This window comes from Frigidibacter oleivorans (genome assembly GCF_003993775.1).
In the GTDB taxonomy this organism is placed as follows: Bacteria; Pseudomonadota; Alphaproteobacteria; order Rhodobacterales; family Rhodobacteraceae; genus Frigidibacter; species Frigidibacter oleivorans.
The window spans coordinates 431,976-458,682 of the sequence record NZ_RJRZ01000002.1 but is presented as its reverse complement, the minus strand read 5'-3'; the positions used below and the strand labels follow the sequence as shown (position 1 = coordinate 458,682).

Annotated in this window: 24 protein-coding genes; 13 read left to right on the top strand and 11 right to left on the bottom strand. The window is 70.4% G+C overall.

Going from position 1 to position 26,707, the window contains the following annotated elements; all coding sequences use genetic code 11:
• The 3 genes from EEY80_RS05140 to EEY80_RS05130 all read right to left on the bottom strand — a co-directional run.
• On the bottom strand, window positions 1-1,221 hold a 1,221-nt coding region (locus EEY80_RS05140; protein WP_126975493.1), incomplete at its 3' end, for a DNA polymerase III subunit gamma/tau.
• Between the two features lie 85 nt (window positions 1,222-1,306).
• Window positions 1,307-3,310, bottom strand: a complete 2,004-nt coding sequence (locus EEY80_RS05135) for a MacB family efflux pump subunit (protein WP_126975492.1) — start codon at window positions 3,308-3,310, stop codon at window positions 1,307-1,309.
• Between the two features lie 10 nt (window positions 3,311-3,320).
• Window positions 3,321-4,508: an efflux RND transporter periplasmic adaptor subunit gene (locus EEY80_RS05130; protein ID WP_126975491.1), complete on the bottom strand. Its 1,188-nt coding sequence runs from the start codon at window positions 4,506-4,508 to the stop codon at window positions 3,321-3,323.
• Between the two features lie 212 nt (window positions 4,509-4,720).
• On the opposite strand from EEY80_RS05130, the gene EEY80_RS05125 reads away from it, so the two are divergent.
• The 8 genes from EEY80_RS05125 to EEY80_RS05090 all read left to right on the top strand — a co-directional run bounded on the left by EEY80_RS05125 (window position 4,721) and on the right by EEY80_RS05090 (window position 10,484).
• Entirely contained in the window at window positions 4,721-5,173 is a 453-nt protein-coding gene (locus EEY80_RS05125; protein ID WP_126975490.1) for an RrF2 family transcriptional regulator, read from the top strand.
• Window positions 5,174-5,272: 99 nt separating this feature from the next.
• A complete protein-coding gene (locus EEY80_RS05120; RefSeq protein ID WP_126975489.1) occupies window positions 5,273-6,619 on the top strand; it encodes an NAD(P)/FAD-dependent oxidoreductase in 1,347 nt (448 codons plus the stop codon).
• A 10-nt stretch (window positions 6,620-6,629) separates the two neighbouring features.
• Complete coding sequence (locus tag EEY80_RS05115) at window positions 6,630-6,986, top strand: DUF5368 domain-containing protein (protein WP_126975488.1); 357 nt, start codon at window positions 6,630-6,632, stop codon at window positions 6,984-6,986.
• A 95-nt stretch (window positions 6,987-7,081) separates the two neighbouring features.
• Window positions 7,082-8,140, top strand: coding sequence for a GGDEF domain-containing protein (locus EEY80_RS05110; RefSeq protein WP_126975487.1), 1,059 nt, complete (start codon window positions 7,082-7,084; stop codon window positions 8,138-8,140).
• Window positions 8,141-8,327: 187 nt separating this feature from the next.
• Entirely contained in the window at window positions 8,328-8,561 is a 234-nt protein-coding gene (locus tag EEY80_RS05105; protein ID WP_126975486.1) for a hypothetical protein, read from the top strand.
• The gene (locus EEY80_RS05100; protein WP_126975485.1) at window positions 8,561-9,574 is read left to right on the top strand and encodes a sensor domain-containing diguanylate cyclase; all 1,014 of its coding nucleotides are present in this window, start codon (window positions 8,561-8,563) and stop codon (window positions 9,572-9,574) included. The genes EEY80_RS05105 and EEY80_RS05100 overlap by 1 nt, the downstream gene beginning before the upstream one ends.
• Window positions 9,571-10,017, top strand: coding sequence for a hypothetical protein (locus EEY80_RS05095; RefSeq protein WP_126975484.1), 447 nt, complete (start codon window positions 9,571-9,573; stop codon window positions 10,015-10,017). Before EEY80_RS05100 ends, EEY80_RS05095 begins: the two co-directional genes overlap by 4 nt.
• Before the next feature lie 74 nt (window positions 10,018-10,091).
• A complete protein-coding gene (locus EEY80_RS05090) occupies window positions 10,092-10,484 on the top strand; it encodes a hypothetical protein (protein WP_126975483.1) in 393 nt (130 codons plus the stop codon).
• A 108-nt stretch (window positions 10,485-10,592) separates the two neighbouring features.
• On the opposite strand, the gene EEY80_RS05085 is transcribed toward EEY80_RS05090, so the two are convergent.
• The 6 genes from EEY80_RS05085 to EEY80_RS05060 form a co-directional block, all read right to left on the bottom strand.
• The gene (locus tag EEY80_RS05085) at window positions 10,593-11,357 is read right to left on the bottom strand and encodes an EAL domain-containing protein (RefSeq protein ID WP_126975482.1); all 765 of its coding nucleotides are present in this window, start codon (window positions 11,355-11,357) and stop codon (window positions 10,593-10,595) included.
• 202 nt (window positions 11,358-11,559) lie between these two features.
• A complete protein-coding gene (locus EEY80_RS05080; RefSeq protein WP_126975481.1) occupies window positions 11,560-13,086 on the bottom strand; it encodes a hypothetical protein in 1,527 nt (508 codons plus the stop codon).
• A complete protein-coding gene (locus tag EEY80_RS05075; RefSeq protein ID WP_126975480.1) occupies window positions 13,071-14,165 on the bottom strand; it encodes a glycosyl hydrolase family 8 in 1,095 nt (364 codons plus the stop codon). Before EEY80_RS05075 ends, EEY80_RS05080 begins: the two co-directional genes overlap by 16 nt.
• Window positions 14,162-16,516, bottom strand: coding sequence for a cellulose biosynthesis cyclic di-GMP-binding regulatory protein BcsB (locus tag EEY80_RS05070; protein WP_126975479.1), 2,355 nt, complete (start codon window positions 16,514-16,516; stop codon window positions 14,162-14,164). The genes EEY80_RS05075 and EEY80_RS05070 overlap by 4 nt, the downstream gene beginning before the upstream one ends.
• Window positions 16,513-18,807 carry a UDP-forming cellulose synthase catalytic subunit gene (gene bcsA, locus EEY80_RS05065; RefSeq protein ID WP_126975478.1) on the bottom strand — a complete coding sequence of 765 codons (2,295 nt, stop codon included), beginning with the start codon at window positions 18,805-18,807 and terminating at the stop codon, window positions 16,513-16,515. The genes EEY80_RS05070 and bcsA overlap by 4 nt, the downstream gene beginning before the upstream one ends.
• A gap of 13 nt (window positions 18,808-18,820) precedes the next feature.
• Window positions 18,821-19,483, bottom strand: a complete 663-nt coding sequence (locus tag EEY80_RS05060; RefSeq protein ID WP_126975477.1) for a hypothetical protein — start codon at window positions 19,481-19,483, stop codon at window positions 18,821-18,823.
• 267 nt (window positions 19,484-19,750) lie between these two features.
• On the opposite strand from EEY80_RS05060, the gene EEY80_RS05055 reads away from it, so the two are divergent.
• The 5 genes from EEY80_RS05055 to EEY80_RS05035 all read left to right on the top strand — a co-directional run bounded on the left by EEY80_RS05055 (window position 19,751) and on the right by EEY80_RS05035 (window position 24,326).
• Window positions 19,751-21,244 carry an alkaline phosphatase gene (locus EEY80_RS05055; RefSeq protein ID WP_126975476.1) on the top strand — a complete coding sequence of 498 codons (1,494 nt, stop codon included), beginning with the start codon at window positions 19,751-19,753 and terminating at the stop codon, window positions 21,242-21,244.
• 147 nt (window positions 21,245-21,391) lie between these two features.
• On the top strand, window positions 21,392-21,814 hold the full coding sequence (locus EEY80_RS05050; protein WP_126975475.1) for a hypothetical protein: 423 nt from the start codon (window positions 21,392-21,394) through the stop codon (window positions 21,812-21,814).
• Window positions 21,792-22,526: an ABC transporter ATP-binding protein gene (locus EEY80_RS05045; protein WP_126975474.1), complete on the top strand. Its 735-nt coding sequence runs from the start codon at window positions 21,792-21,794 to the stop codon at window positions 22,524-22,526. The genes EEY80_RS05050 and EEY80_RS05045 overlap by 23 nt, the downstream gene beginning before the upstream one ends.
• Complete coding sequence (locus tag EEY80_RS05040) at window positions 22,519-23,826, top strand: ABC transporter permease family protein (protein ID WP_126975473.1); 1,308 nt, start codon at window positions 22,519-22,521, stop codon at window positions 23,824-23,826. The genes EEY80_RS05045 and EEY80_RS05040 overlap by 8 nt, the downstream gene beginning before the upstream one ends.
• Window positions 23,827-23,837: 11 nt before the next feature.
• Window positions 23,838-24,326 (top strand): copper chaperone PCu(A)C, encoded by a 489-nt coding sequence (locus EEY80_RS05035; RefSeq protein ID WP_126975472.1) that lies wholly within the window; start codon window positions 23,838-23,840, stop codon window positions 24,324-24,326.
• 18 nt (window positions 24,327-24,344) lie between these two features.
• On the opposite strand, the gene recQ is transcribed toward EEY80_RS05035, so the two are convergent.
• The gene (recQ, locus tag EEY80_RS05030; protein ID WP_235829715.1) at window positions 24,345-26,396 is read right to left on the bottom strand and encodes a DNA helicase RecQ; all 2,052 of its coding nucleotides are present in this window, start codon (window positions 26,394-26,396) and stop codon (window positions 24,345-24,347) included.
• Between the two features lie 4 nt (window positions 26,397-26,400).
• The gene (locus tag EEY80_RS05025) at window positions 26,401-26,694 is read right to left on the bottom strand and encodes a YggT family protein (RefSeq protein WP_126975470.1); all 294 of its coding nucleotides are present in this window, start codon (window positions 26,692-26,694) and stop codon (window positions 26,401-26,403) included.
• Window positions 26,695-26,707 lie beyond the last annotated feature (13 nt).

Here is a 26,707-nt window from a genome sequence, read left to right as displayed (position 1 = left end):
CGGCGCGGCATGGACCGCGGCACCCCCGGCGGGCGCCCCGCCGCGCGGGGCCGCCGCGCTGCCCGCCGGCGCCTCGGCCAGACGGCGCAGCAGCTTCTCCGGGTCCGGCAGTTCGGCCACGTGGGTCAGGCGGATCACCGCCATTTCCGCCGCCATCATCGCGTTCGGGGCCTGCGCCACCTCTTCCAGCGCCTTCAGCAGCATCTGCCAGGTCCGGCTCAGCGCACCCATCCCCAGACCCTGCGCCAGCGCCAGCCCGCGCATCCGTTCGTCGGGCGGGATCGTGGGGTCTTCGGCCGCCTCGGGCGTGATCTTCACCACCGAAATCCAGTGCGTGACCTCGGCCAGATCGCGCAGCACCGCCATCGGATCGGCGCCGTCGGCATATTGCCCGGCCAGTTCCGTCAGCGCCCCGGCCGCATCGCCGCGCATGATCAGGTCGAACAGGTCCAGCACCCGGCCCCGGTCGGCCAGCCCCAGCATCGCCCGCACCTGTTCGGACGTCGTCTCGCCCGCGCCATGGGCGATGGCCTGATCCATCAGGCTCATCGCGTCGCGCACCGATCCTTCCGCCGCCCGCGAGATCAGCGCCAGCGCGTCGGGCGCCAGCCGCGCGCCCTCCAGCCCCGCGATCCGCTCCAGATGCGCGATCATCACCTCGGGCTCGATCCGCTTCAGGTCGAACCGCTGGCAGCGCGACAGCACCGTGACCGGCACCTTGCGGATTTCGGTGGTGGCGAAGATGAACTTCACATGGGCGGGGGGTTCCTCCAGCGTCTTCAGCAGCGCGTTGAACGCGCTGTTCGACAGCATGTGGACCTCGTCAATGATATAGACCTTGTAGCGCGCGCTGGCGGCCCGGTAGTGGACGCTGTCGATGATCTCGCGGATGTCGTTCACGCCGGTGCGGCTGGCGGCGTCCATCTCCATCACGTCGACATGCCGGCCCTCGGCGATGGCGCGGCAGGCGTCGCAGGTCAGGCAGGGCTCGGTCGTGGGCTTGTCCTGCGCGGTGCAGTTCAGCCCCTTGGCGATGATCCGGGCGGTGGTGGTCTTGCCGACGCCCCGCACCCCGGTCATCACGAAGGCATGGGCGATCCGGTCCGCGGCGAAGGCGTTCTTCAGCGTGCGCACCATCGCCTCCTGCCCGATCAGGTCGGCGAAGGTGGCGGGGCGGTACTTGCGGGCAAGGACCTGATAGCCGGGGGCGGCATCGGACATGGAAACCTCGGTCGTGACCGGGCCAATCTAGGCACTCGGGCGGGCGGCGTAAACCGCCGCTGCCCGTCGCCCATTCGACATCGGCCTATTCCCGGGTCAGCGCCACCACCGGGTCCAGCCGCGCCGCCGACCGCGCCGGCAGATAGCCGAAGGTGATGCCGATCATCGTCGAGGCCGCGAAGGCATAGAACATCACCATCGTCGAGAAGCTGAGCGTCACCGTGTCCTGCGCCTCGTTCAGCGCCCAGCCCCCGGCCAGGGCCAGCCCGACGCCGAGGATGCCGCCCAGCAGGCAGACCAGCACCGCCTCGATCAGGAACTGCGCGACGATGTCCGACCGCCGCGCCCCCACCGCGACGCGCACGCCGATCTCCTTCGTCCGTTCGGTGACCGAAACCAGCATGATGTTCATCACCCCGATGCCGCCGACCAGCAGCGAGATCACCGCGATGGCCGAGATCAGGAAGGTCAGCGTCTGCGTGGTCGAGGTGATCGTCTCGCGGATCGTGTCGCTGTTCGACAGGAAGTAGTCCTTCGTCCCGTGCCGCTGCAGCATCAGCCTGTCGATCTCGGCCTCGGCCTCGCCCATGTCGAAATCGTCCCGGACCCGGACGGTGATTGAGTTCAGCCGGTCCGACCCGGTGATGCGCAGCCCGGCGGTCGAATAGGGGGTAAAGACCCGCACCTGATCGGGGCCGAAGCCCGCGCTGGTTTCCGTCACGACACCGATCACCCGCAACGGCACGCTGCCGACATTGATGACCCCGCCCACCGCCTCTTCGCCGTCGGGAAAGAAGGTCTCGGCCGCGTCGCTGTCCAGCACCGCCACCTGTTCGCGCAAGGCCACCGACTCGGGCCCGAAGGTGACCCCGTCCGACACGGTGAACCCGCCCACGTCGAAATAGTCGCCCGACACGCCCCGGATCTGGGTCGAGGTGGTGACCCGCCCGCGGGTAACATTCGCGGTGGTGCTGATCTCGGGGCTGACCGAGGCGGCAAAGCCCTGCGCGGCCAGCGCCGTCGCATCCGCCGCCACCAGCGTGTCGATGGCCCCCGCCCTGCGGTCGCCGAAGCCGGTGCCGGGCCGGACAGAGATGGTGTTGGTGCCGAGCGAGGCAATGTTCGACAGCACCCGTTCCTGGCTGCCCTGTCCCAAAGCCACGACCGACACGACCGAGGCGATGCCGATGATGATCCCCAGCATCGTCAGGAAGCTGCGCAGCCGGTGGGCGTTCAGCGCCCGCACCGCCATCAGGAAGGCCTCTGCCATCCGCCCCCATTGCGCCAGCGGCCCCCGGCCTTCGGGCGCGGCGGGGTCCGGCAGGGCGGCGGAGGCGGCGGCGGGCGGTTCGGGCCGGCTGTCCGCCACGATATGCCCGTCGCGGATTTCCACCACCCGATGCGCGCGTTCGGCCACCTTCGGGTCATGGGTGATGACGATGACCGTATGCCCCCGCCGGTTGAGATCCTCGAGCAGGTCCAGCAGTTCCGCCCCCGACCTCGTGTCGAGCGCGCCGGTGGGTTCGTCGGCCAGGATCACCTCGCCACCGTTCATCAGCGCGCGGGCCACCGACACGCGCTGCTGCTGGCCGCCCGACAGCGCGCCGGGGCGGTGGTCCGTCCGGTCGGCCAGCCCCAGCCGCCCCAGCAAATCGCCCGCGCGCCGGCGCCGGGCCGTGCGGGGCGCGTTGGCATAGATCGCCGGCACCTCGACATTCGACAGCGCGTCGAGGTCGGGCAGCAGCTGGTAGCGCTGGAAGATGAAGCCGAAATGCGCCCGCCGCAGCCGCGCGCGGTCGATCTCGTCCATGCCGGCCACGTCGCGCCCGTCATAGAGGTAGCGGCCGGAACTCGGCCGGTCGAGGCAGCCGAGGATGTTCATCAGCGTGGACTTCCCCGACCCCGATGCGCCGATGATCGCCACCATCTCGCCCGGCCAGATCTTCAGGTCGATGTCGTCGAGCACGGCGATCGTCTGGTCGCCCGCGGCAAAGCTGCGGCGGATGTCGCGCAGCTCGATCAGCGGGGCGCCGGTTGCGCCCGCCGCCGCAGCCGGGGCCGCGTCGGCGCGGGTGGCGGTTCCATCCATCCGCGCGCCCTCAGAAGCCGCGCATCATGCCGGGCGGCCGCATCCGCGACCCGCCGGCGCCACCGGCGCCCGCGCCGCCGGCGTTCAGCACGACCTGCTCGCCTTCCTCCAGCCCCTCGGTGATTTCCGCCATCGTCGTCGTCGTCAGCCCCACGCGCACCAGCCGTTCCGCCCGCGCGCCGGTCGCCGGGTCATAGACGGTCACGGCACGCTGTCCGCCCCGCTGCCGCGCCCCCAGTGCCGCCACCGGCACGGTCAGCACGTCCTCCGCCCGGTCCAGCACGATGGTCACCTGCGCCGTCATCCCGATCCGCAGGATCCCGTCCGGGTTCGGCACGTCGAGAAGCGCGTTGTAATAGATCGCCGTGTCGGTGGAGATCGTGTCGCTGTCGACGATGGCCGAGGGCGCGGGCTCCAGCGCCCGCAGCGTCGCGTCGAACTGCAGGTCCGGCGCGCCCGAGAGCGTGAAGGTCGAGGGCAGCCCCGGCGTCACCGACACCACGTCGGCCTCGGAAATCTCGGCCTTCACCACCATCGTGTCGAGGTTCGCGAGCTTCACCAGCGTCGGCGACGAGGTGTTGGCGTTGACGGTCGTGCCTTCCTTGGTCACCACCGCCACCACCGTCCCCGTCATCGGCGCGACGATCCGCGTGCGGTCCAGTTCGGTCTGGGCCGAGGCCTGCGTCACCTCGGCCTGCGACACCTGCGCCTCGATCGCGGCGAGGTCGGCATTGGCCACCGCGACCGCCGCCTCGGCGGTTTCCAGATCCGCCGTCGAGGACAACGCGCGCTCGTTCAGCGTCCGCGCCCGTTCCACCGCCAGTTCGGCCTGCCGGATCGAGGCCTTCTGCGCGTTGATCTGGGCGCGCAGCTGCAGCATCTCGGCCTCGGCCTGCCGCACGGCATTCACCTGATCGTCATCGTCGATCTGGGCGATCAGCTCGCCCTCCTGCACCCGGTCGCCAAGGTCGACCGCCAGCGTCTCGATCTGGCCCGACACCCGCGCGCCCACCGAAACGAGCTGCGCCGCCTCGATCACGCCGGTCGCCAGGACGCTGCGTTCGACGGTGCCCCGGGTGACGGCGGCGGTGGCCGGCGCGGCGGGGGTCGCGGACCCCGACAGGCGCTGCCAGCCGAACCAGCCGGCGGCGGCGAGCGCGGCGACGGCGGTCAGGGCAAGAAGGTGGCGTCGTTTCATGTGGCGGCCTCCGCTGACGGGCGCCAGCTTACATGGTCATCGCTCCGTTAACTGGAAATACGCAGCCGGCGCGCGGTTCCGTCGCGGGGCACCCCGGAAGGTGACAGCGACGCGACATCGGCCGGCCGCGCGCGGAGGGGTCCCCGGGGCAGGACCGGGCGAGCGTCATTCGCATCTTTGATTCTCCGGCCGGGAATGGTTAGCCTTCGGCCATGATCACCCAGAAGATGAAGTACGCGCTCAAGGCGCTTTTGGTCCTCGCCGACGAGGCGGCGCGCGACCGGCCCGAGCCGCTGACCATCGAGGTGATCGCCAAGCGGTCGGGCACACCGAAGCGGTTTCTGGAACACATCCTTCTGGACGTGCGCAATGCCGGCATCATCGCCTCGATCCGGGGGCGGTCGGGCGGCTACAGCATGATCAAGAAGCCGGCGGAGATCTCGATTTCCGAACTGCTGCGAACCATCGACGGCCCGATCGCCCCCCTGCCCTGCCTCTCCCGCCGGGCCTATCAGCGCTGCGACGACTGCACCGACGAGGCGACCTGCCGCATTCGCCGGGTCTTTGCCGAGGTGTTCTGGTCCTATCTGGTGATCTTCGAGTCGCTGACGCTGGAGGATATGCTGGGCACGCCCGACCTGGCCCAGCAGGTCATCGAGGCCTGAGCCCACCCCCGCACCCGGGTTGATTCAGGTCAATGCGTCCCCGGCCGGCAAGATGTATTCGATCCAACGAATATGTCTGTCCGACGGGAGGAATCGGGGATGAGCAAGGACCGGGGGCTGCATGCCTCGCGCCGCGGCTTTCTGGCGCTGGCGGGGCTGGGGGCCGCTGCGGGTGCGGTGGGGGCCGGTGGCGCCGCGCCTGTCGCCGCACAGGCCACCCGCGCCCGCATCGTCATCATCGGGGCCGGGGCCGGCGGCACCGCGCTGGCCAACCGGCTGGTGCAGCGGCTCGACGGCGCTACAATCACGCTGCTGGACCCGCGGCCGGACCACCTCTACCAGCCGGGCCTGTCGCTGGTGGCGGCGGGGCTGAAGCCGCCGGCCTATGTGGTCAGCCGGACGGCGGACTGGCTCCCCCGGGGCGTGACCCTGATCCCCGAACCCGCCGCAGCCATCGACCCGGTCGCCCGGACGGTCGCCACCGCCTCGGGCCAGCGGCTGGACTACGACTTCCTCGTGCTCGCGCCCGGGCTGGTGCTGGATTACGGCGCCATCGAGGGCTTCTCCACCGACCTGATCGGCTCGAACGGCATCGGTGCGCTCTATGGCGGGCCGGATGCGGCGGCGAAGACCTGGCAGGCGGCGCGCCGCTACGCGGAAGAGGGCGGCGTCGGGCTGTTCACCCGCCCCGCGACCGAGATGAAATGCGCGGGCGCGCCGCTGAAGCACACCTTCCTGATCGACGACATCGCGCAGCGGGCCGCACCCGGCAAGCACGAGATCCGCTATGCCTGCCCGCAGGCCGCGCTGTTCTCGGTGCCCATCGTGGCCGAGAAGGTGCGCATGCTGTTCGGCGAACGCGGCATCGCCACGCACTATGGCCACACCCTGACCGCCATCGACCCGGGCACGCGGCGCGCGACCTTCGCCACCGTGACCCGGGACGCGGCGGGCGTCGAGACGCGCTCGGACACGCAGCTGGACTACGACTACCTGCATGTCATCCCGCCGCAGCGCGCGCCCGAGGTGATCCGCCAGTCCGGCCTGTCCTGGGCCGACAAATGGGTCGACCAGGGCTGGGCCGAGGTCGACCAGAAGACGCTGCGCCATCTGCGCTTTCCCGAGGTCTTCGCCATCGGCGATGTCGCGGGCGTGCCCAAGGGCAAGACCGCGGCCTCGGTCAAGTGGCAGGTGCCGGTGGTCGAGGATCATCTGGTCGCCGCCATCGCCGGGGGCGAGGGCACGGCCAGCTATGACGGCTATACCTCCTGCCCGCTGATCACCCGCGTGGGCCGGGCGATGCTGGTGGAGTTCGACTACAACAACAACCTCGTCCCCAGCTTCCCGGGCGTGATCGCGCCGCTGGAGGAGTTGTGGATCAGCTGGCTGATGAAGGAAGTGGCGCTGAAGGCCACCTACAACGCCATGCTGCGCGGCCGGGCCTGAGGAGGCGACGATGAAGGAACTGACATACGGCACGATGATCGCGGTCTTCGAAGAGATCTTCGGGCGCAGCCTGTTCTGGGTCATGGTCGCCGTGGCCGCCGCGGTGACGCTGGCCTACCTGTTCGTGCTGATCCGGGACCGCGCCATTTCCTGGCGCAAGTTCCTGCTGGCGCAGCTGTCGATGCCGGTGGGCGCGGTGGCGGCGGTGCTGTTCGTCCTGCGGGTCACCCATTCCGGCCTGCGCGACATCGGCGGCCCGATCGACGTGATCGTGCTGCTGGCGGTGGCCGGAATCGGCGCCGTGGGGCTCGCGATCCTCGTCTACACCGTGCAGTCGCTGCTGCGCCCCGGGCGGGACGGGATCTGAGACGGGCGCGCCCCGTCCGCCGAACGGACGCAAAACCCCGGCAAAGGCCGCTTGTTGCCATAGTCTCGCCATGCAGCCGGCCATAGTCTGAAGGCATGACCCAGGATGTGCTGATCACTGCTGTCCATGCCATCGGCCTGCTGTGCCTCTGTACGGTGGTGTTCAGCCACGCGCAGCGGTCGCTGCGCAGCGACTGGCTGCGGCAGATGGCGACAGGCGCAGTGCTCGGCCTGGCGGCCAGCGTCACCATGCTGCAGCCCTACATGGCCGTCGACGGGTTCCAGCTGGACGCGCGCAACCTGTTCGTGGGCATGGCCGCGGCCTTCGGTGGGCCGATCTCGATGGCGGTCATGCTCGCCCTCTCGGCGGCGACCCGGCTGGCGATCGGCGGCGACGGCGCCCTGACCGGGATCGCCTTCATGCTGCTGGTGACGATGGGCGCCGGGATCTGGGCCTTCACCACCCGCAACGTGGCGCAGCGCCCCTGGACCAGCTGGATCACGCTGGGCCTGATCGTCAGCCTGCCGGCGATCCTTGCGCTGCCGATGGCGGGAACAGAGCTGTCGAACTGGCTGATCTTCCGCATCTCCTCCAACATCGCCACGGTCGCCCTGTTCGGCCGGCTGTTCGAGACCGAACTGCGCCGGGCCCGCCGCGAACGCGAGCTGGACCGCGAGGCCAGCACCGATCCGCTCACCGGCCTGCCGAACCGCCGGTCGCTGATGCGCATGGTCGACAGCCTCAGCGAGGAGGAACGGCGGTCGATGGCGCTGGTCATCGTCGATATCGATCATTTCAAGGGGATCAACGACGCCTATGGCCATGACACCGGCGACCGGCTGCTGAAGGAATTCGCGCGCCGCCTGGCCGACAATATCCGCATCTGCGATTTCGTCGCCCGCTGGGGCGGCGAGGAATTTGCGGTGCTGATCGAACTGACGCATGCCCATGACGGCTACGGTCTGGCGGACCGGCTGCGCAAGGGCGTCTCGGGCCAGTATCTGGTCAACGGACAAGAGATCGAGATCACGGCCAGCATCGGCGGCAGCTGCCTCGCGCTGGATCCGACCGGCTTTCCCGCCGCCTACAAGGCCGCCGACAAGGCGCTGTACAGCGCCAAGCATCTGGGGCGGAACCAGACCGTCTTCGTCTGACCGCCGCGCCGGTGACGGGTCAGTCGCGACCAGCGCAAGCGCCGAGGGCCGCGCGTCGGCAAAGGCCGGCCGACGCGACCGGCGGGCGGCCGCGCCGGTTCGCAGGCGGGACTGCTTTCGTCTTGGCACCGGCGGTCGATCGCGGCAGGGTCGCCCGCGAGACCGACAGCAACCCGACAGGTGAGGAATGACCGAAGATCCGCGACAGGTCGTCGAAGAGGAGCTGGCCCGCGGCCTTCCCTCGCGCGACCACCTGCCAGAGCATCTGCGGCCGGTGCTGGAACGCCACTGCGCCAACCTCGTCGGGCTGGCCGCCGCGCTGCAGGCGGCGGGCAATGATCGCGATACGGTACGCGAGGTGGTGGGCAAGCTGGTGCGCACCTATGAGGCCGACCTGATCGCGGCGCTGGAGACGCGCTGATGGCGAAATTCTCGACCTTCAAGCCGGATGACGAATCCGGCCGCCTGGCCGCGCTGCACCGCTATGAAATCCTCGACACCCCGTCCGAGAAGGAGTTCGACGACATCGTCGCGCTGGTGAAGACGGTCTTCCGCACCGACTTCGCCGCCGTGACCCTGATCGACGCCGACCGCCAGACGGTCAAGGCCTCGGCCGGCCTCGACATGCCCGATTGCGACCGGGCGGACTCCTTCTGCACCCACACCATCCGCACGGCGGAACCGCTGCAGGTGCCCGATGCGCTGACCGATCCGCGCTTCGTGACCAGTTCCTTCGTCACCGGCAGGCCGGGGCTGCGCTCCTATCTCGGCGCGCCGCTGATGACGCCCGACGGCTATAACGTCGGCGCGCTCTGCGTCTTCGACACCCGCCCGCGCAGCTTCACCCCGCAGGAGGCCGAGGTGCTGCAGAACTTCGCGCGGGTCGTCGTCTCGCAGATGGAACTGCGGCAGACCGCGCGGCGCGACGGGCTGACCCGCGCGCTCAGCCGCCGCGCCTTTCAGGACCGGGTCGAGGCGGCGGTCGCGGGCGAACCGGCCCCTGACGCGGCCTCTGCCGAGGCGGTGCGGACGGCGAGCCTGATCCTTGTCGACATCGACCATTTCAAGCGGATCAACGACACCTATGGCCATCCGGCGGGCGACAGGGTCCTCTGCGCCGTCGTCGACAGCATGACGGCGCAGGTGCGCCGCACCGATGCCCTGGGCCGGGTGGGGGGCGAGGAATTCGCGCTGCTGCTGCCCGACACGGGGCAGGAGGCCGCGATGGCGCTGGCCGAACGGCTGCGCGCCGCGGTGGCCGGCCAGCCGATCCCGGCGATCGGGCTGGAACCGCCGACGATCAGCCTCGGCGTCGCGGAACTGCGGCGGGGCGAGACCGCCGAGGCCTGGTTCGCGCGGGCAGACCGCGCGCTCTACGCCGCCAAGCGCGGCGGCCGCAACCGCGCGGTGGCGGCAGAGGAGCGGGCGGGGTGAGCCGCGCCCCAGAGGAACGCGTCCTTGCGGCCTTGGCCAGGATTGGCGAAGCGCGTGGAAAGTTTATTCCGCTGGCGGTATTTCGGAAGGCATTTCCTGAGCCATCCAAGATCCTTGCCCCATCGCAACAGATCTATGTGGTGCTTTCACAGGGCACACCGTTGGAAAGCGCTTCACCGTCCATTCTGGCGACTGCGCTCACAAACGTTGCAATCCGACAGCTCACACGCGCGCGCTACTTTTCCCTCATCCGGCTCACCCGTGAAATAGGAATGATCAATTATGATCGCCCGTTGGGAATGGAGGAGATATTGACGCTGCTGCAAGTGGATGGGGACGGCGTCTTAGGCTACGATGAAAACATGACCTTCTTGTTCTATCTTGACTACGATAATTCAGGGCGCGTTATTGAGTTAGAGTACCCGAAGAACTACATAAATTGAACAAGGCTCACTTCAAAGGCCAAGCCACCGATCGAAGCGAGAAGTTGGAGGCATGACCACCCTGGGAGCACGAGATGACCACCGACTCCCATACCGACTGGTGCCCCTATCACGAACTGCCCGGCTTTACGGAACTGCTGTTGGAAGAGAGCTATGTTCTGGAAATCTCTTGTCGCCCCGAAGGAGTATGCATTCGAGTCGAGCTCGCACTGCTGATGGGGCATCCCAAGTATTCGCCACCCGCAGCCGACGAGCGCCATTGCTATAAGATGGGCGAAATACGTTTTGCGGCGCCACGAGAGGTGTGCTTGAGCGTGAAGCGTTGGGCTGTTTTCTTTGACGCGAGCGAAGAAGCCGATCTTGGAAATATTGACGCCTTCGTTTGGCTTAACGAGAGGCATTTCCTTGAAGGCGATTGGGGAAAGCTGGACCTGAGATCGAGCGCGCCCTCAATCTCGCTGACGTAGCTTCTGCGAAGCGCCGCGCGAGACTCGTTGGTAGCAGCCGCGGCCGGCGAATGGGCTGGCGGACGAGGATACGATCTGCCGGCCCTTCGGCGCGAGGAGAGACGCCCCTCAGCCGAAGACCGCCGCCAGCGGCATCCGCTGACCGAGCGCGAAGCCCTGCGCTTTGTCGATGCCCTCGGCCGCCAGCGCGGGCACGAGGTCCGGCCGGTCCACCTGTTCGGCGACGACGGTCATCCCGGCCTTCGCCGCATAGTCCCGCACCTGCCGCACGATCAGCTGGTCGTGGCTGCCCGGCTGCAGGCAGTCGCGCATGAAGCTGCCATCGAGCTTCAGGCAGTCCACCGGCAGGTTGCGCGCCCGCCAGAAGTTCGACCGCCCGGTGCCGAAATCGTCCAGCGCGATCCGGCAGCCCATCCGCCGCAGCCGGGCCAGCAGGTCGCAGGCCCGGTCCGGCGCCGACAGGGCCGCGCTCTCGGTCAGTTCGAACTGCAGCCGCTGCGGCGGGACGCCCGAGCCGCGCAGCATTGCCTCGACCCCGTCGCCGCCGGCACCGCTGACGGTGACCGAGGACAGGTTGATCGACAGGTCCACCTCGGGATGCGCGGCCAGATCGGCGGCATGGCCGAGGACGCGCGCCACGATGGCGAGGTCCAGCGCCGGCATCAGCCCCTGACCCTCGGCCTGCTGGACCGCGTCCGAGGTGGGCAGCAGCGCCCCGTCCGGCAGCCGCAGCTCGACCAGCACCTCGTATTCCCGGCGAAGGTTCGGACCCTGCAGGGCGACGATCGGCTGCGCGATCAGGTCGAAGCTGCAGGCGCTGATCGCCCGCGCCAGCAGGGCATGTTCCAGCGGCTGGACGGCCGGGGCCGGCATCAGCCCCGCGCCCTGCCCATCGCCGGCCCGTCGGGCGCGGCAGGTCCTGCGGGGCGCGGCCCCGGCGGCGCCCCCGTTCCGGGCCGGATGGTCGGAACCTGCGCGCGCAGGCACAAGCGGATCATTGCAGTCTCCTGGCGCGGTCCCCGCACGGGCGGCTCGACGTTCTTCTCACCCTTCATGTCCCGATTGCAAGCCGCGCTCAACCGCCCCCGCGCGAGGCGCGCATGCCCGCACGGGTGTCGTCCCCCGCCATCTGGTTGTGCATCTGTTCGAACAACCGGAAGGCCTGCGCGCGCTTGCCCGCGTTCAGATAGGCATAGGCCCGCAGCACGCCCAACCCGCGGTTGAGCCCGCCCTGCATCTCGTCCAGCGCGTCGAGATAGCCGATGGTGCGCAGGTAATCCTGCCGGTCGTAGGAGGCAACGGCCCGCTGGGTCAGGATCTGTCCCTCGACCGCGCGGCGCTGTTCCAGGGTGAAGTTGGTGGCGGCGGCGATCTTGGCCGCCTCGTTGGTCATTTCCATGTCCAGATAGGACAGCGCCATGCCATAGCGCGCATCGCGCGCCATCGCGGCCGGGACGCGCCCCTGCGCCACGGCGGCGAAAGAGCTCAGCGCCTCCATCGGCCGGTCGAGGTTGAGGCTGCACCAGCCGCGTTCGTTCAGCAGGTCGAGCGAGCGGGGCTGCGGCGTCAGGGCGAGGCAGCGCTGCCATGCCCCGGCCGAGGCCGCGGCCCGCATCTGCCCCAGCCGCGGATCGCCCGACACCGGCAGCCGGCCCCAGGCGGTCGCGGGCATCGGGATGGCGCCGCCGGCATTGCCCGGGGCCGGCGCCGGGGCGCGGGCCGAGGACTGGCCCGCAGACTGGCCCGAAGACTGGCCCGACGACTGGGCCGAAGGCGCGGCACGGCGCGGCGCGGGATCCGCAGCCGCGGCCTGGCGCGACGCACCCGGGCGGGCGGCGGGCGCCGTGGCCGGGGCGGCGGTCGTCACCGTCGCCTCGCCCCGCCCGGCGCGCAGTTGCTGTTCCAGGTCGGCCAGCGCCGCCTCCTGCCCGGGAAAGCGCGACGCGGCCTCGGCGAACATCGCGTCCAGCTGGTCCAGGGGCGCGACGGGGTCGGCCTTCTGCAGCGTCGCATAGACGTCGGGGAAGGCCGGGCAGGTGGCGACGATGGAACGGTAGGCGCCAAGGGCCTGCGCCCCCTGCCCCGATTTCTGCTGCGCCTCGGCCAGCCGCCAGACATTGTTGATCCGGTCGCAGCGGGTCAGCGCCGGCGTGGTGCGGGCCAGTTGCGCCGCCCGCGCCGGATCGCTGTCCACGATGCTGTCGAACTGCTGCTGCGCCCGCGCCGTGGCCAGCAGGCTGCGCATGTCGGCGGGCGGCACCCAGTCGGCGAAGCGCGCCTGCGTCGCGGTGATCAGCGCCTGCGCCTCGTCCAGCTGGCCCGAGGCGATCAGGCGGTAGATCTGGTCGATCTCGGCGGTGGGGGTGGCCTCGGCCTCGATCCGGCTCAGGTCGGCGGGCGGCGTCCAGTCGGGATAGATCTGGCGCAGCCGCTGCAATTCGGCCTGCACGGAACTCTGGTCGCCCTGCTGCACGTAATAGCGCAGCGCGGCGAGGTCGGAAGTCGAGGGCGCCGATTGCGCCACGGCCGGCCCCGCCAGCAGCGACAGCGCCAGAACCAGCGGCGCGACCGCACCGCGCCCGCGGATCAGATCGGAACGCATGCCGGGAATCCTTCAAGCTGGGCGATCAGCACGAACAGGTGCAGCGTCGCGGGATAGTAGGGCTGGTCGATGGTGAACAGCGGGATCGGCAGGCCCGTGCCGGATGCGGGCGCGGCACAGCGGGAAAGCCCGGCGATCGCGGCATAGCCGGAATGGGGGCTGCGTTCCTGCACCGCGCCCGTCAGCGCGTCCATGACCGTGGGCGTGGCGTCGCCCCCGGCCATCGCCGCGGCATAGGCGGCGGCGAAGCGCGCCACCAGCGGGTGCCCGCCCTGCCCGCTCAGGCACAGATACAGCGGCAGGCGCATCGCCTCGTATCCCGCATTGGCCGAAAACCCCGCGGGCGGCGGCTGCCAGCCGGCCTCGGTCGCCAGCGCCCAGTCGGGCGCCAGCCCGCGCGCGGCAAAGGCACCCAGCTGGCGCAGCGCCGCCTCGGCCGCCTGCACCAGCCGCGGCCGGTCGAATTCGGTGCCGAGTTCGGTCATCAGGCGGGGCATCCAGTAGGAGGGGTTGAAGATCACCCCTTCCGGCCGGTCGAAGCCCTCGGCCCCCGGCAGCATCAGCAGCGCGCCCGGCTCGGCGGGCAGCGGGCGCAGGCAGACCTCGTCCAGCGCGGCGGCGATGGCCGCGGCCCGGCCCCGGGCCTCGGGCAGGCCGAAGGGCTCGGCACCCGCGGCCAGCGCCCAGGCATAGAACAGATCGCCATCCGAGGCGTTGTTCAGATCCTCGACCGGCGGCGTCGCCTCGGCCCGCCAGCGCCAGGCCAGAAGTCCGTCGCCCCGGATGGCGAGGTTCGCCTCGGTCCAGGTGTAGATGCGGCGGAACGCGTCGCCATCGCCGAAGCGGGTGGCGAGGTACAGCCCGTAGCCCTGGCTTTCGGAATGGCTGGCGCCTTCCTGATAGGCGTCCACCACCCGGCCATCCGCCGTCAGGTTCGCGGTCTTCCACGCCTGCCACGCCGTGTTCAGCGGCGCGAGCGTCGGCGCCTCGCCGGTTTGTGCCGGCGCCGCGCGCGGCGCCAGGCCCAGCCCGGCCGGGATCAGGGACAGCGAGGCGCAGATCATGCCGCGACGGTTCATCCGTGGTTCCCCTTTCCGCGTGTCAGCCGCACGAAGGCGATGGCCGGCAGCACCGACAGCAGCGCCAGCCCCACCAGCACCGCCGTGTAATAGGCCGGCCCCCAGGAGGCGAAGTTGCCCACCACCGCCAGCAGGTTGGCCCGGGTCACCGGCCCCTGCAACTGCGGCGCGGGCCGCGGCGGCCAGCTGGTCCAGCTGCCATCCTCCAGCCACAGCGCGACCTCGGCACCGTTCGCGGCGCGGTCGTGGCGGAAGCGGTCGAAGGCAAGCGCCGCCGCGGACGCATCCTCGCCCGAGCGCAGGACCAGCGACCATTGCCCCGGCTGCCCCTCTGCCGGGGCCAGCAGCACCGCCCGGGCCGAACGGCCCGCGATCCAGTCGGCCAGCGGTTCGGCATCGGGCACCACGGTGTTCCAGATCGGCTCCACCACCGCGCGGGGGGACCAGCGCGGCCCGGGCGCAGGCTCGGCTTCGGCCGCGGCGGTATCGGCGCCGGAGGGGGCGGCCTGCTGCAGGGTGAACCCGGTCGGCTGCGTGGCGGGCTGCGACGGGGTGGATGCCGCGGGCGCAGGCAGCACCTCGATCACGCCTTCCAGCACCTGCAGGATCTGCTGGCGGCTCAGCGCGGCGCGGTCCGGCAGGCGCGACAGGTCCTGCGGCACCTGCCCGACGACCAGCGTCTGCGGCTCGGGCGGCGGCGGGGTTTCCGCCGCCAGCTGCGCCTGGAACGGCAGCGCCAGCGTCCCGCTGTCCGACATCGGGCCGACCTGTCCGCCGCCGATCGACAGCAGGTCGTCCTGGCTGTCGCCAAGGTTCATCGGCGGGCTCGGCGGCACCGACAGCGTGCTGTCCCCGAGGATGGCCAGCATGTCGGTTTCCCGCGCCGGGCATTCCAGCGTCGGCGGGTCGCCGGGCACCACCATCTCGAACGACACGCGGTTCTCGCCGCCCTGCAGCAGGTTCGCCGGAAAGCGCACGCGCAGGGGCGGCAGCACCGCACCCCCCTGCAAGTCCAGCGGCAGCAGGCTGATCGTCTCGCCATTGACCTTGACCAGCAGGATCGAGCCGTCGGGCAGGCCCGCACCATAGCCATAGCGCAGGTTCAGCGTCGCCCGCTGCGAGGCCAGCAGCATCCAGTCGTCCGGCAGGCGGAACGGCACCTCCGCATCGGCATAGCGGGTGTTGCGCACGATCAGCGGCTGGCCCAGATCGGCGAAGCTGACCTCGCGCCCCGGTTCCAGCAGCGGCAGCACCGGCTTCGCCACCTCCGGCCCCAGACCCTGCGCCAGCAGCCGGTCCAGCCCGTCGCCCTCGGTCACGCGCAGGATCAGCGCGCCCTGCGCGTTGCGCAGGAAGCGGATCGAGGCGGTCGTGCCCTGTTCGATGGAAATGCCGACGCGCCGGCCCGCCCCCTGCACCGGGTCATAGGGGCTCAGAACCCGGACCTCGGGCATCTGCGGCAGGATGGCGCGCACCGCCTGCATCACCGTGCCCAGCGTGGCGGGGTCCACCCCCGGCTGCATCCGCACCTCCACCGGCAGGCCGCGGCTGACGGCATTGGTCGCCAGCACCCGGAAACTGTCGGCGGCCAGCGGCACGTCCCCCGCGGCGAGGCTGACGCCGCTGCGCATCATGTCGATCTCGGTCCAGACGCCGAAGCTCGCCTCGGGGCCGCAGAAGATGCGGTGATGCTGGGTCAGGTCCAGCAGGATGCGGTTCACGCCCGGCACCAGCGCGTCGCCGGGAATGGCGATCTGGCCCCAGCCGTCCTGCTGGTCCAGCGGGAAGGTGCCCGCCTCGGTATCGTTGACGCGGACGACCAGCCGCGACTGCTGCGGCAGCAGGTTGATCCCCGACCGCAGCACCAGATCCAGCGTGCCGGGGATCGCCGCGCCATCGGGCAGGACCAGCGTCATGTCCTGCTGCACCGTCTCGCCGGTCAGGCGCAGGATGGCATCCTGCGGCAGGCTGGCGCCCATCGTCACCCGCCCCTCCGGCAGGCCGGGCGGCAGGCCGAAGCCAAGCCGCCAGTCGCCGCTGCCGGCTGCCGGAACCGGCGCGGCGGCGTCGCGGCGGACGGCGCCGATGCCGGGCAGCGGCCCCGTGGCCGGAGGCGTCACGGCGGGAGGCGTCGCGGTCGGCGCGGCGTCGGCTGAGTCGGCATCGGCGGCATCCGCCGCGGGCGTGGCGGCGGTGCCGGGCGATGCGGGATCGGCCGCTGGCAGGTCGGGCAGCAGGATCGTCGGCGATCCCGCCTCGCCCTCTTGCGCCGCGGCCGGCCCGGCCGCCAGCAGCGGTGCCAGCATCAGCGCCGCCAGCGCGGCCTTCGGCAAGTGCACGACCCCGGTCATGCCGCCCCCCCGCCCGCGGCCGCCGCGACGGGCGGCGATGTATCCTCGACGAAGTCGCGGCCGAAGGCGACCAGATGCGCCGGCTGCTGCTGGCGCGGGGCCACCGCCGCCTTGCGGCGCCGGGCCGGTTCGCCCACATAGTCGCGGAAGGTCAGGGGCAGGCTGCGGATCGCGAGCCAGGCGATATACAGCAGCCCGCGCGTCAGGCCGACTCCGGCCCGCGTATCCTCGCGCATCTTTTCCCAGACATCGCTGTTGCCGAAGATCAGGAAGGCCACCGCCTCGCGCGCCGTCATCGGCTGGTCGGGCGGGAACAGCAGGCGCAGGGCGATGGTGCCGCCCTCCTCCTTGGTGCTGCGGATCACGCCGCGCACCGGCCGTTCCAGATGCCGCGCATCGGGAAAGCGCGGCACGAAGCTGACCATGTCCCCGACCGCGACGCCCGCCCCCGCCAGATGCCGGGGCACCACCACCTGCGCGCCCGAGGTCGAGGCATCGATGATCGTCGCCTGCACCGCCTGCGACCCGGCCAGCGTCACCTCGGCCGGGACCTGCATCGCGATCCGGGGCGAGGCGCGGCGCTGCTGCTTTTCGCAGGTCGCGCGCAGCGACAGCGACACCAGCAGGAAGTTGAACACCGCCCAAGCCCCCACGACCTGCAGCACGGCGCGGTCGCCGGGGAAGGCGATCCAGCGCCCGATGGCCAGCAGCACCCCCGCCAGCATCAGCCCGAACAGCGCCAGCAGCGGGCCGTAGACCGGCGAGATGAAGTCGCTGTCCAGCGTCTCGTCCTTCGCGGTCACGTTGAACCGCGCCGCGCGCGGGCGGCGGAAGGTCTGCACGATGGCGCGGAACAGATAGGGCGCCTGCGCCACCTCGTAGACCTCGGATACCAGCGGCCAGCGGAAGCGCGAGAAGATCGCGTTCTGCGTCAGGAAGCTGAGGATCATGTAGGTGCCGGTATAGGCCGCGGCCTCCTGGATCGTGGCCACGAAGATCTCGATCCCGAAGATCAGATAGACCAGCGGCGCCAGCAGATAGACCAGCCGGATGACCGGGAAGAACCAGAAGCTCATCGAGTTCAGGTAGCACAGCCGCTGCCGCAGCCCGAGCCCCTTGCGCATCAGCGGGTTCTTCAGGAGCAGCATCTGCATCATGCCGGTGGCCCAGCGTCCGCGCTGCTGGATGAAGGACGAAAAGGTTTCGGGCTGCAGCCCGGCGATCATCGCGCGGTTCAGGTAGAGGCTCTTCCAGCCGCGCGAATGGATTTCCAGCGCGGTTTCGGCATCCTCGGTGATGGTCTCGCCGGCGAAGCCGCCCACGTCGTCCAGCGCCTTGCGCCGCAGCACCGCCGCCGAGCCGCAGAAGAACGCCCCGCCCCAGCGGTCGAGCCCGCGGTGGATCAGCCCGTAGAACATCTCGTTTTCCGGCGGGCATTTCGCCGAGAAGCCGACATTGCGCTCGATCGGGTCCTTGTTGATGAAGAAGTGCGGCGTCTGCACCAGGAACAGCTTCGGGTCCTGCCGGAAATAGCCGACCGTCCGGGCGAGGAAATCGCGCGACGGCACGTGGTCGGCGTCGAAGACCACCACCAGTTCGCCGTCGAGCCGGGCCAGCGCGGCGGACATGTTGCCGGCCTTCGCATGTTCGTTCTTCGCCCGGGTCGAGTAGATGATCCCCAGTTCCGCGCACAGCGCCTGCAGTTCCGCCCGCCGTTCCCGCGCCCGCGCCGCCAGCGTCAGGTCCGACGAGTTGCAGCGCTGGTCGGTGCCGCCATCGTCGCACAGCACCACGCGGCGCTTGGCGGTGGGGTAGATCATGTTCTTCGCCGCCGACAGCGTCACGCTCAGCATCTCGGTCGGTTCGTTGTAGGACGGCACGAGGATGTCCACCGTCGGCAGATCGGCCACATCGGTGATGCTGGGCGGCACGAAGCGCCGGGTCGGGTCGGCCACGAGGAAGGCGTTCAGGAAGAACACCGCGATCGAATAGGTCTCGATCGCCAGCAGCAGCACCGCGAAGGTGAAGGAAAAGCTCAGCCCCGGATCGGGCAGGGTGCTGGTCACCCGCCACAGCCAGTAACGCAGCACGATCACGCTGCCCACCGCCAGCAGGATGAACCGCGGCCAGCCGCGCCGGGCATAGGGCTTGACCAGCACCACGATCACCAGCGCCACGAAGGACACGCACAGCTGCGTGGCCAGCGAGGTGGGCGCGCTGATCAGCACGAGGATCGGCACCAGCAGGACGATCCAGGTCGCGAGCAGCAGAAACGAGGTCATCCGGGCCATGCGCAATAAGTCCTTACCTGTCGGGCAGCGGCCCGGCGAGCGGCGACAGCAGCCGGCTGCCGGTCTGCCCCGCCAGCCCGCTGCGCCGGCCGTATCCGATCGTTTCGGCGCGGATCGGCGACAGGGCCGCCGTCGAGTCGCCGTTCACGCAGTTGCGCAGCACCGCGTCCAGCCCGTTCATGCCCTGCGGGATCAGCCGTTCGCCGCCGTCGAACCGGCGCATCGCCAGCACGCAGACGGTGGTCGCGCCATAGCTTTCCTGCACCCAGCTGTAGGTGCCCAGTTCGTCGGTGCCGATAACGAAATCCGATTCCGTCACCTTGTCGAAGGGGGCCGGGAACCCGCCGATGCGCCGGCGCAGCGCGTCGAACTGCAGCCGGCCGGGCGCCTCGCGCCCCGGGGCGAAGGCGCGCAGGATCAGCGCGTTGTCGCCCTGAACGGCGGTGTTGTTCGGAAGGGCCACGACCTGTTCCCGTTCGGCGCCCACGACGCGTTCCATCGTCAGGATGCTGCCGGGCGCGTTCACCCACACCCGCCCGGCGGGAACCGCCTGAAAGGTGGTCACCCGGCGCGCGAAAGGGTCCGACAGATCGGTCGTCCCGTTGCTGCCGCAGGCCGCGACAAGCCACAGCAATGCCACGGCAGCGATCCGTCCGCTGCGAGACGTGCAACGCATGCCTGTCTCCTTGTGCCTCGGGCCGCCCTTGTGCGGACGTCCTCCGACCCCTTGTACCGGGGTCTTATCTCGTTGACTGCACCCGGCAAGAGTAGATGATTCAAGAACTAATCAATAAGTTGGACCGATTTGCGGCACCATGGCGGCATTCTTGCCGCAGTGCCGAAGGGCGGTCTTTCCCGCGACCCGACCCCTCCTGCCCGCCCCCTGTCACAAAGACTTGATGTTGGCGGCGTACTCCGGCGGCGAACGCAGAAGGGACTCATCATGAAACACATTCTTCTTGCTACGTCCGCCCTCGTCGCCGTCGCCGGTGCCTCGATGGCGCAGGATCTGCCTCAGGCCGGCACCGAATGGTTCACCGATGCCGAGGCCGCGCTCGCCGCGCGCCTGGAAACCCAGCCGATCACCGCGCGCGCCAAGAACGTGATCCTGTTCACGGCCGACGGCAACGGCGTCGGCACCAACTACGCCATCCGCCTGTTCTCGGGTCAGCTGGAAGGCGGGCTTGGCGACGACTACGTCCAGCCGCAGGAAACCCTGCCCTATTCGGCGCTGGTGAAGACCTATTCGTCGAACGGCCAGACCCCGGACTCCGCCCCCACCGCCATGGCGATGAACTCGGGCGTCAAGGGCAAGAACGGCATGATCAACGTCATGGACACCGTCGCCGTCGGCGACTGTGCCGCGGGCGCCGAGGCCGGCACCAAGACCTTCGCCGAGATCGCGTCGGAAATGGGCAAGTCGGTCGGCGTCATCTCGACCGCGCGCATCACCCACGCCACCCCGGCGGCCGTCTATGCCCGCACCGTCAACCGGGACTGGGAAGACAACTCGCTGCTGCCCGAGGGCTGCACCCAGAAGGACATCGCCGACCAGCTGATCGACCAGATGAAGGCGGGCGTGATCGACATCGCGCTCGGCGGCGGCCGCCAGCACTTCCTGCCCACGGAAACCACCGATGTGGAAGGCAAGGCCGGCAAGCGCACCGACGGCCGCGACCTGACCGCCGAGGCCACCGAGGCCGGCGCGCAGGTGGTCTTCGGCGACGAGGATTTCGCCGCGCTGACCATGGGCGACAACGCCCCGGTCCTGGGCCTCTTCGAAGCCAGCCACATGAAGTACGAATATGACCGCACCGGCGAACCCTCGCTGGCGGAAATGACCGAGGCGACGATCAACGCGCTGTCCTCGAACGAGGAAGGCTACTACATCTCGATCGAGGCCGGCCGCGTCGACCACGCCAACCACGAAGGCAACCTCTACCGCGTCCTGACCGACGGCAAGGCCTTCGCCGACGCCATCGCCAAGGCGATGGAACTGACCAACCCGGAAGAAACGCTGATCATCGTCACCGCCGACCATGAACACGCGATCGCCTTCAACGGCTATTGCGGCCGCGGCTCGAAGATCAACGGCCTGTGCATGGGCGAGAACGAGCAGGGCACCGAACACACCGGCGAGCCGAACCTCGGCGATGACGGCAAGCCCTACACCGTCGTCAACTACCTGAACGGCGCCGGTGCGGTCGTGACCGAACAGGCCGACGGCACCTGGTCGGGCAGCCGCCCGGACCTGACCGAGGAAGAAGCGACCGATCCGGACTATGTCCAGCAGGCGCTGATCCCGCTGTCGTCGGAAACCCACTCGGGCGAGGACGTCGCCGTCTTCGCGCGCGGCCCCTGGGCGCATCTGTTCCGCGGCGTGATCGAGCAGAACGAGATCTTCCACGTGATGAACTACGCGGTCCACGCCGAATAAGGCCCGCGACCATCTGACAGGGCCCCGGAGCGATCCGGGGCCCATTCCTTTGTGACGTTGTCACGGTCCTTTGGCAGACTGCCGCCGTGTCACCGCCGCGCGCCCCCCGATCTGCCGGGGGCCGCCGCCCGTGAGAAGGAGGGTTCCATGAACCGCCGTCACCTCTTGTCCGTCCTGCCCGCCCTCGCCCTCGCCGCGCCGCTGCGCGCCGCCGAAGAGCCGATCCGCCTGCGCGAGCTGTACGAGAAGGACCTCAGCTTTTCCGACATCGCGCTGGATGCCGAAGGGCGGCGCATCCCGATCTGGGGCTTCATGGCCCCGCCGCTGAAGGCGGATTCCGTCTTCTTCGTCCTGACCAACCGGCCGATGGCCGTCTGTCCCTTCTGCGAACCCGGCATGCCCTGGCCCGACGACATCCTTGCCGTCTATGCCAAGCGCATCGTCGATGTCGTGCCCTTCAACGTGCCGATCGTGGTCGAGGGCGTGCTGGAGCTGGGCGATTACGTTGACCCGGAACTGGGCTTCTATTCCAAGGTCCGGCTGGCCGATGCCACCTTCCGCCGCGTCTGAACCCGCCGGGTCCCGCACCGCGCCGGGGCCCGCCGCGCCCGACCTGCTGGTCGAGGCGCTGCAGGTCCGCGACGGCGGCGGGCGCGTGCTGCTGGCCATCGACCGGCTGACGCTGCGCGCCGGGCAGTCGCTGGCGGTGCAGGGGCCGTCCGGCGCCGGCAAGTCGACGCTGCTGCATGTGCTGTCCGGCCTGATCCGCCCCGCCACGGGCCGGGTGGTCTGGGGCGGCACCGACATCGCCGCGCTGTCCGAACCGGCCCGCGCCGCCTTTCGCCGCAACCGGCTGGGCCTGATCTTTCAGGACTACAACCTGTTCGAGGAACTTCCCGCGCTCGGCAATGCCGCACTGGCCGCGGCCTTCGCCCCGGCGCGCGACCGCGCCGCGCTGCGCGACCGGGCGGCGGGCTGGCTCGACCGGCTGGGCCTGGGCGCGGCGGGGGGCCGCACCGTCGCCTCGTTCTCGGGGGGGGAACGGCAGCGCATCGCCGTCGCCCGGGCGCTGGCCGCCGATCCGCCGGTGATCCTCGCCGACGAGCCGACGGCCAGCCTCGACCGTGCCGCGGCCGACGCGCTTGGCGCCGATCTGGCGCGGCTGGCGCGGGATGGCGGGCGCACGCTGGTGGCGGTGACCCATGACCCGGCGCTGGCCGGGCTGTTGCAGCGGCGGCTGGCCATCGCCGATGGCCGGGTGGTGGAGGACAGCGATGCGTGAGATTTGGGCGGGCCTCTCCCCCGACCTGCAGGACGCGCTGATCGCGCTGGCGCTGCTGGCGCCGGGGCTGGCGGCCGGGGCGCTGGTGCTGCGCGGGCTGGCGCCCTTCGGGCTGGTGCGGGCGATGCTGCGCCGCTTTGCCTGGGTCAACCTGCTGTTCGTGCTGCTGATCGCGGTGTCTGTCGGGCTGGGCGTCGGGCTGGTGGCGCAGGAACGCGGGCTGCGGCAGGGCTCTGCCCGCGCCGCCGAGGGCTTCGACCTGATCGTTGCCGCCCCGGGCAGCGAGGTGACGGTGATGCTGGCCGCGGTCTATCTGCAACCCTCGGACATGGCGCTGCTGACCGGTGCGCAATATGACGAGATCGCCACCGCCGAGGGCGTGGCCTTCGCCGCCCCCATCGCCTTCGGCGACAGTGTCGACGGTGCGCCGGTGGTGGGCACCACCCCCGATTTCGTCACCCATCTGGCCGGCGATCTTGCCGAGGGCAGCATCTTCGCCACCGAGGCAGAGGCGGTCGCGGGCGCCTTCGCCCCCGTCGGCCCCGGCGACAGCTTCACCCCCGCGCATGGCCATGGCGCGGCGGCCGAGGGCGAGGCCCATGCCGGGTTCAGCTATACCGTCACCGGCCGCATGGCCCCGACCGGCAGCCCCTGGGACCGGGCGGTGCTGGTCCCGGCGGAAAGCGTCTGGTCGGTGCACGGGCTGGCCAACGGCCATGCGCCCGGCGACGACCGCATCGGCCCGCCCTATGACCCGGTCTATATGCCGGGCACGCCGGCGGTTCTGGTCCGCGCCACCGAATTGTGGGGCAATTACGCGCTGAAATCCCGCTTCACCCGCAGCGACATGATGGCCTTCTTCCCCGGCACGGTGCTGGCGCAGCTGCACGGGCTGATGGGCGAGGTGCGCGCCGCGATGTCGGCGCTGGCCACGCTGACGCAGGTTCTGGTCACGCTGTCGGTGCTGATCGGGCTGGTGATCCTCGTCCGGCTGATCGCCCGCAGCCTTGCCGTGCTGCGGGCGCTCGGCGCGCCGGTCCGCTTCGTCTTCGCCGTGGTCTGGAGCTATTCGGCCGCGCTGATCCTGACCGGGGCGGCGGCGGGGCTGGTGCTGGGCCTCGGCGCGGCGCGGGCGCTGGCGGCGCTGATCACCGTCCGGACGGATGTGCTGGTGACCGCACGGCTCGGCTGGTCCGAACTTCACCTCGTCGCGGGCTTCGTCAGCCTGACGCTGATCCTCGCGCTGCTGCCCGCCTGGGCCGCGATCCGCCGTCCCGTTCTTGCCGATCTTCGCAACTGAAGGAGTTGTCCATGCGACTGCCGATCACCACGCTCGCCCTTCTCGCCGCGCTGGCGACTCCCTTGGCCGCACAGGAGCATGACCATCACGACGACCATGTGGCCGAGGCCGATGGCCTGCGCGTCGTCCATGCCTGGACGCCCGCGCGCGGTGCCGGCGACGAGGCGCTGATCTATATGGATGTCGAAAACCGGACGGATGCCGAGGCTATGCTGACCGGTGGCGAGGCGATGGGCCAGGAACTGGCGCTGGTGGGCTTTACCTATGGCGCCTCGGGCGAGGTCTGGACCGTGCTGCCGGGCCTGCCCGTCCCGCCCGGCGGCGAGGTCGAACTGGCCCCCCGCGTGCTGGCGCTGCGCCTGCCCCGCCTGGCCGAACCGCTGGTCGAGGGCGAGGAGCTGGAGATCGAGGTCGAATTCGGCGGCACCCATCTGCACGCCCATGCCGAAATCGGCGCGTCCTCGGCCACCGCCCACAGCCATGCGGGCCACAACCACTGACGAGGGTCGTCGCGGCGCTCAGTCGCGCGCGTCGGCGAGGATGGCGAGGAAGGCCGCGCCGAAACGGTCGGCCTTCTGTTCGCCCATGCCCGGCAGGCGGGCGAGGTCGGACAGGCTGCCGGGGCGGCGTTCGGCGATCTGGCGCAGCGTGGCATGGCTGCAGGACAGCGGCTTGCCGGTGCCGTCCTCGCCCCGCGACAGGGCGACGGCCGCCTCGGCCAGCCGGTCGAACAGCGCGCCCTCGGGCCGCCCCGCCAGCCGCAGCCGCGCCGGATGCATCTGCTCCGCCGCCCCCGCGATCACCTCGAGGAAGGTGGCCCCGTAGGTCTGCAGCTTTTTCGCGCCGACGCCGGTGATGCCCGCCATCCGGTCCAGCGTCTGGGGCCGCGTTTCCGCCATCTCGATCAGGGTGCGGTCGGTGAAGACCACATAGGCCGGCACGCCCTGCGCCTCGGCCAGGGCGCGGCGCTTGGCCTTCAGCGCCGACAGCAGCGGCGCATCCTCTTCCGCCACCAGCGCGTGCACCACCGGGCCGCGCCGGGCGGCCAGCGTGTCGCGGCGCAGGGTGACGGCGGCCTCGCCCCGCAGCACCGGGCGGGCGTTGTCGGTCATCCGCAGCGCGCCGTGACGGTCGGGATCGGGGCGGACGAGGTCATGGCCCATCATCTGCCGGAACACCGCCTGCCATTGCCCGCGCGGCAGATCGCGCCCGACGCCGAAGGTGGGCAGCGCGTCATGGCCGCGCTCGCGCACCTTGTCGGTGGCATTGCCGGTCAGGATGTCGATCAGGTGTCCCGCGCCGAAACTTTCCTGCGTCCGCAGGATCGCGGACAGCGCCTTGCGCACCGCCTCGGTCCCGTCGAAGGTGTCGGGCGGGCTGTCGCAGATGTCGCAGTTCCCGCAGGGTGCCGCCTGTTCGCCGAAATAGCCCAGCAGGCGCTGGCGGCGGCAGGCCACCGCCTCGGCCAGACCCAGCAGCGCGTTCAGCCGCGCATGGTCGGCGGCCTTGCGGTCGGGCGGGGCCAGCCCCTCGTCGATCTGGGTGCGGCGATAGCGGATGTCGTCGGCGCCATACAGCGTCAGCGTCTCGGCCGGCGCACCGTCGCGGCCGGCGCGGCCGATTTCCTGGTAATAGGCCTCGATGGATTTCGGCAGGTCGGCATGGGCGACCCAGCGGATGTCGGGCTTGTCGATGCCCATGCCGAAGGCGACGGTCGCCACCACGATCAGCCCGTCCTCGCGCTGGAACCGCCCCTCCACCTCGCGCCGCGACTCCGGGTCCATGCCGCCGTGATAGTGGCAGGCGGCATGGCCCTCGGCCCGCAGCGCCTGTGCCAGAACCTCGGTCTTGGCCCGGGTGCCGCAATAGACGATGCCCGACTGCCCGCGCCGGTCGGCGGCGAAGCGCAGGATCTGCGCGCGCGGACCGTCCTTGGCCGCGAAGGCCAGATGGATGTTCGGCCGGTCGAAGCCGCGCAGGAAGGTGTCGGGCGCCGCACCGTCGAACAGCCGTGCGACGATCTCGGCCCGCGTCTCCTCGTCGGCGGTGGCGGTGAAGGCGGCCAGCGGCACGCCGAGCGTGCGGCGCAACTCGCCGATGCGCAGATAGTCGGGGCGGAAATCATGGCCCCACTGGCTGACGCAATGCGCCTCGTCCACCGCGATGGCGGTCACGCCGGCCCGGCGCAGCAGATGCAGTGTGCCGCCCGCGCCCAGCCGTTCCGGCGCCATGTAGAGCAGTCGCAGCGTCCCGGCATCGAGCGCGGTGAAGACCTCGTCGGTTTCCGCCTCGGTATTGCCCGAGGTCAGCGCCCCCGCCTCGACCCCCGCGGCGCGCAGGGCGCGGACCTGATCCCGCATCAGCGCGATCAGCGGCGAGATCACCACCGTCACCCCCTGCCGGCAGAGGGCGGGCAACTGGTAGCACAGCGACTTGCCGCCGCCCGTGGGCATGATCGCCAGCACCGAGCGCCCGGCCAGCACGGCGCGCACGATCTCTTCCTGCCCCGGCCGGAAGGACGGAAAGCCGAAGACCGAGGTGAGCAGGGAGTCCGGGGATGCGTTGGCCACCGGCTCAGTAGCCGTAGAAGAAACCGGCATTGTTCTGCAGCGCCTGCCGCAGGATCAGCAGGATGATGAAGGCCACCAGCGGCGCAAGGTCCAGCCCCGCCGTGTTCGGCAGGACCCGGCGGATCGGGCCGTAGATCGGTTCCAGCAGGTTGTTCAGCCCGTACCACAGCTGCGCCACCAGCGGCTGGCGGATGTTCAGCACCTGGAAGTTCAGCAGCCAGGACAGGATGATATGCACGATCATCACGAACCAGACCACCTGCAGGATCAGCATCAGGGCCTGATAGAGGGTCGTCATGCAGATCTCCGAA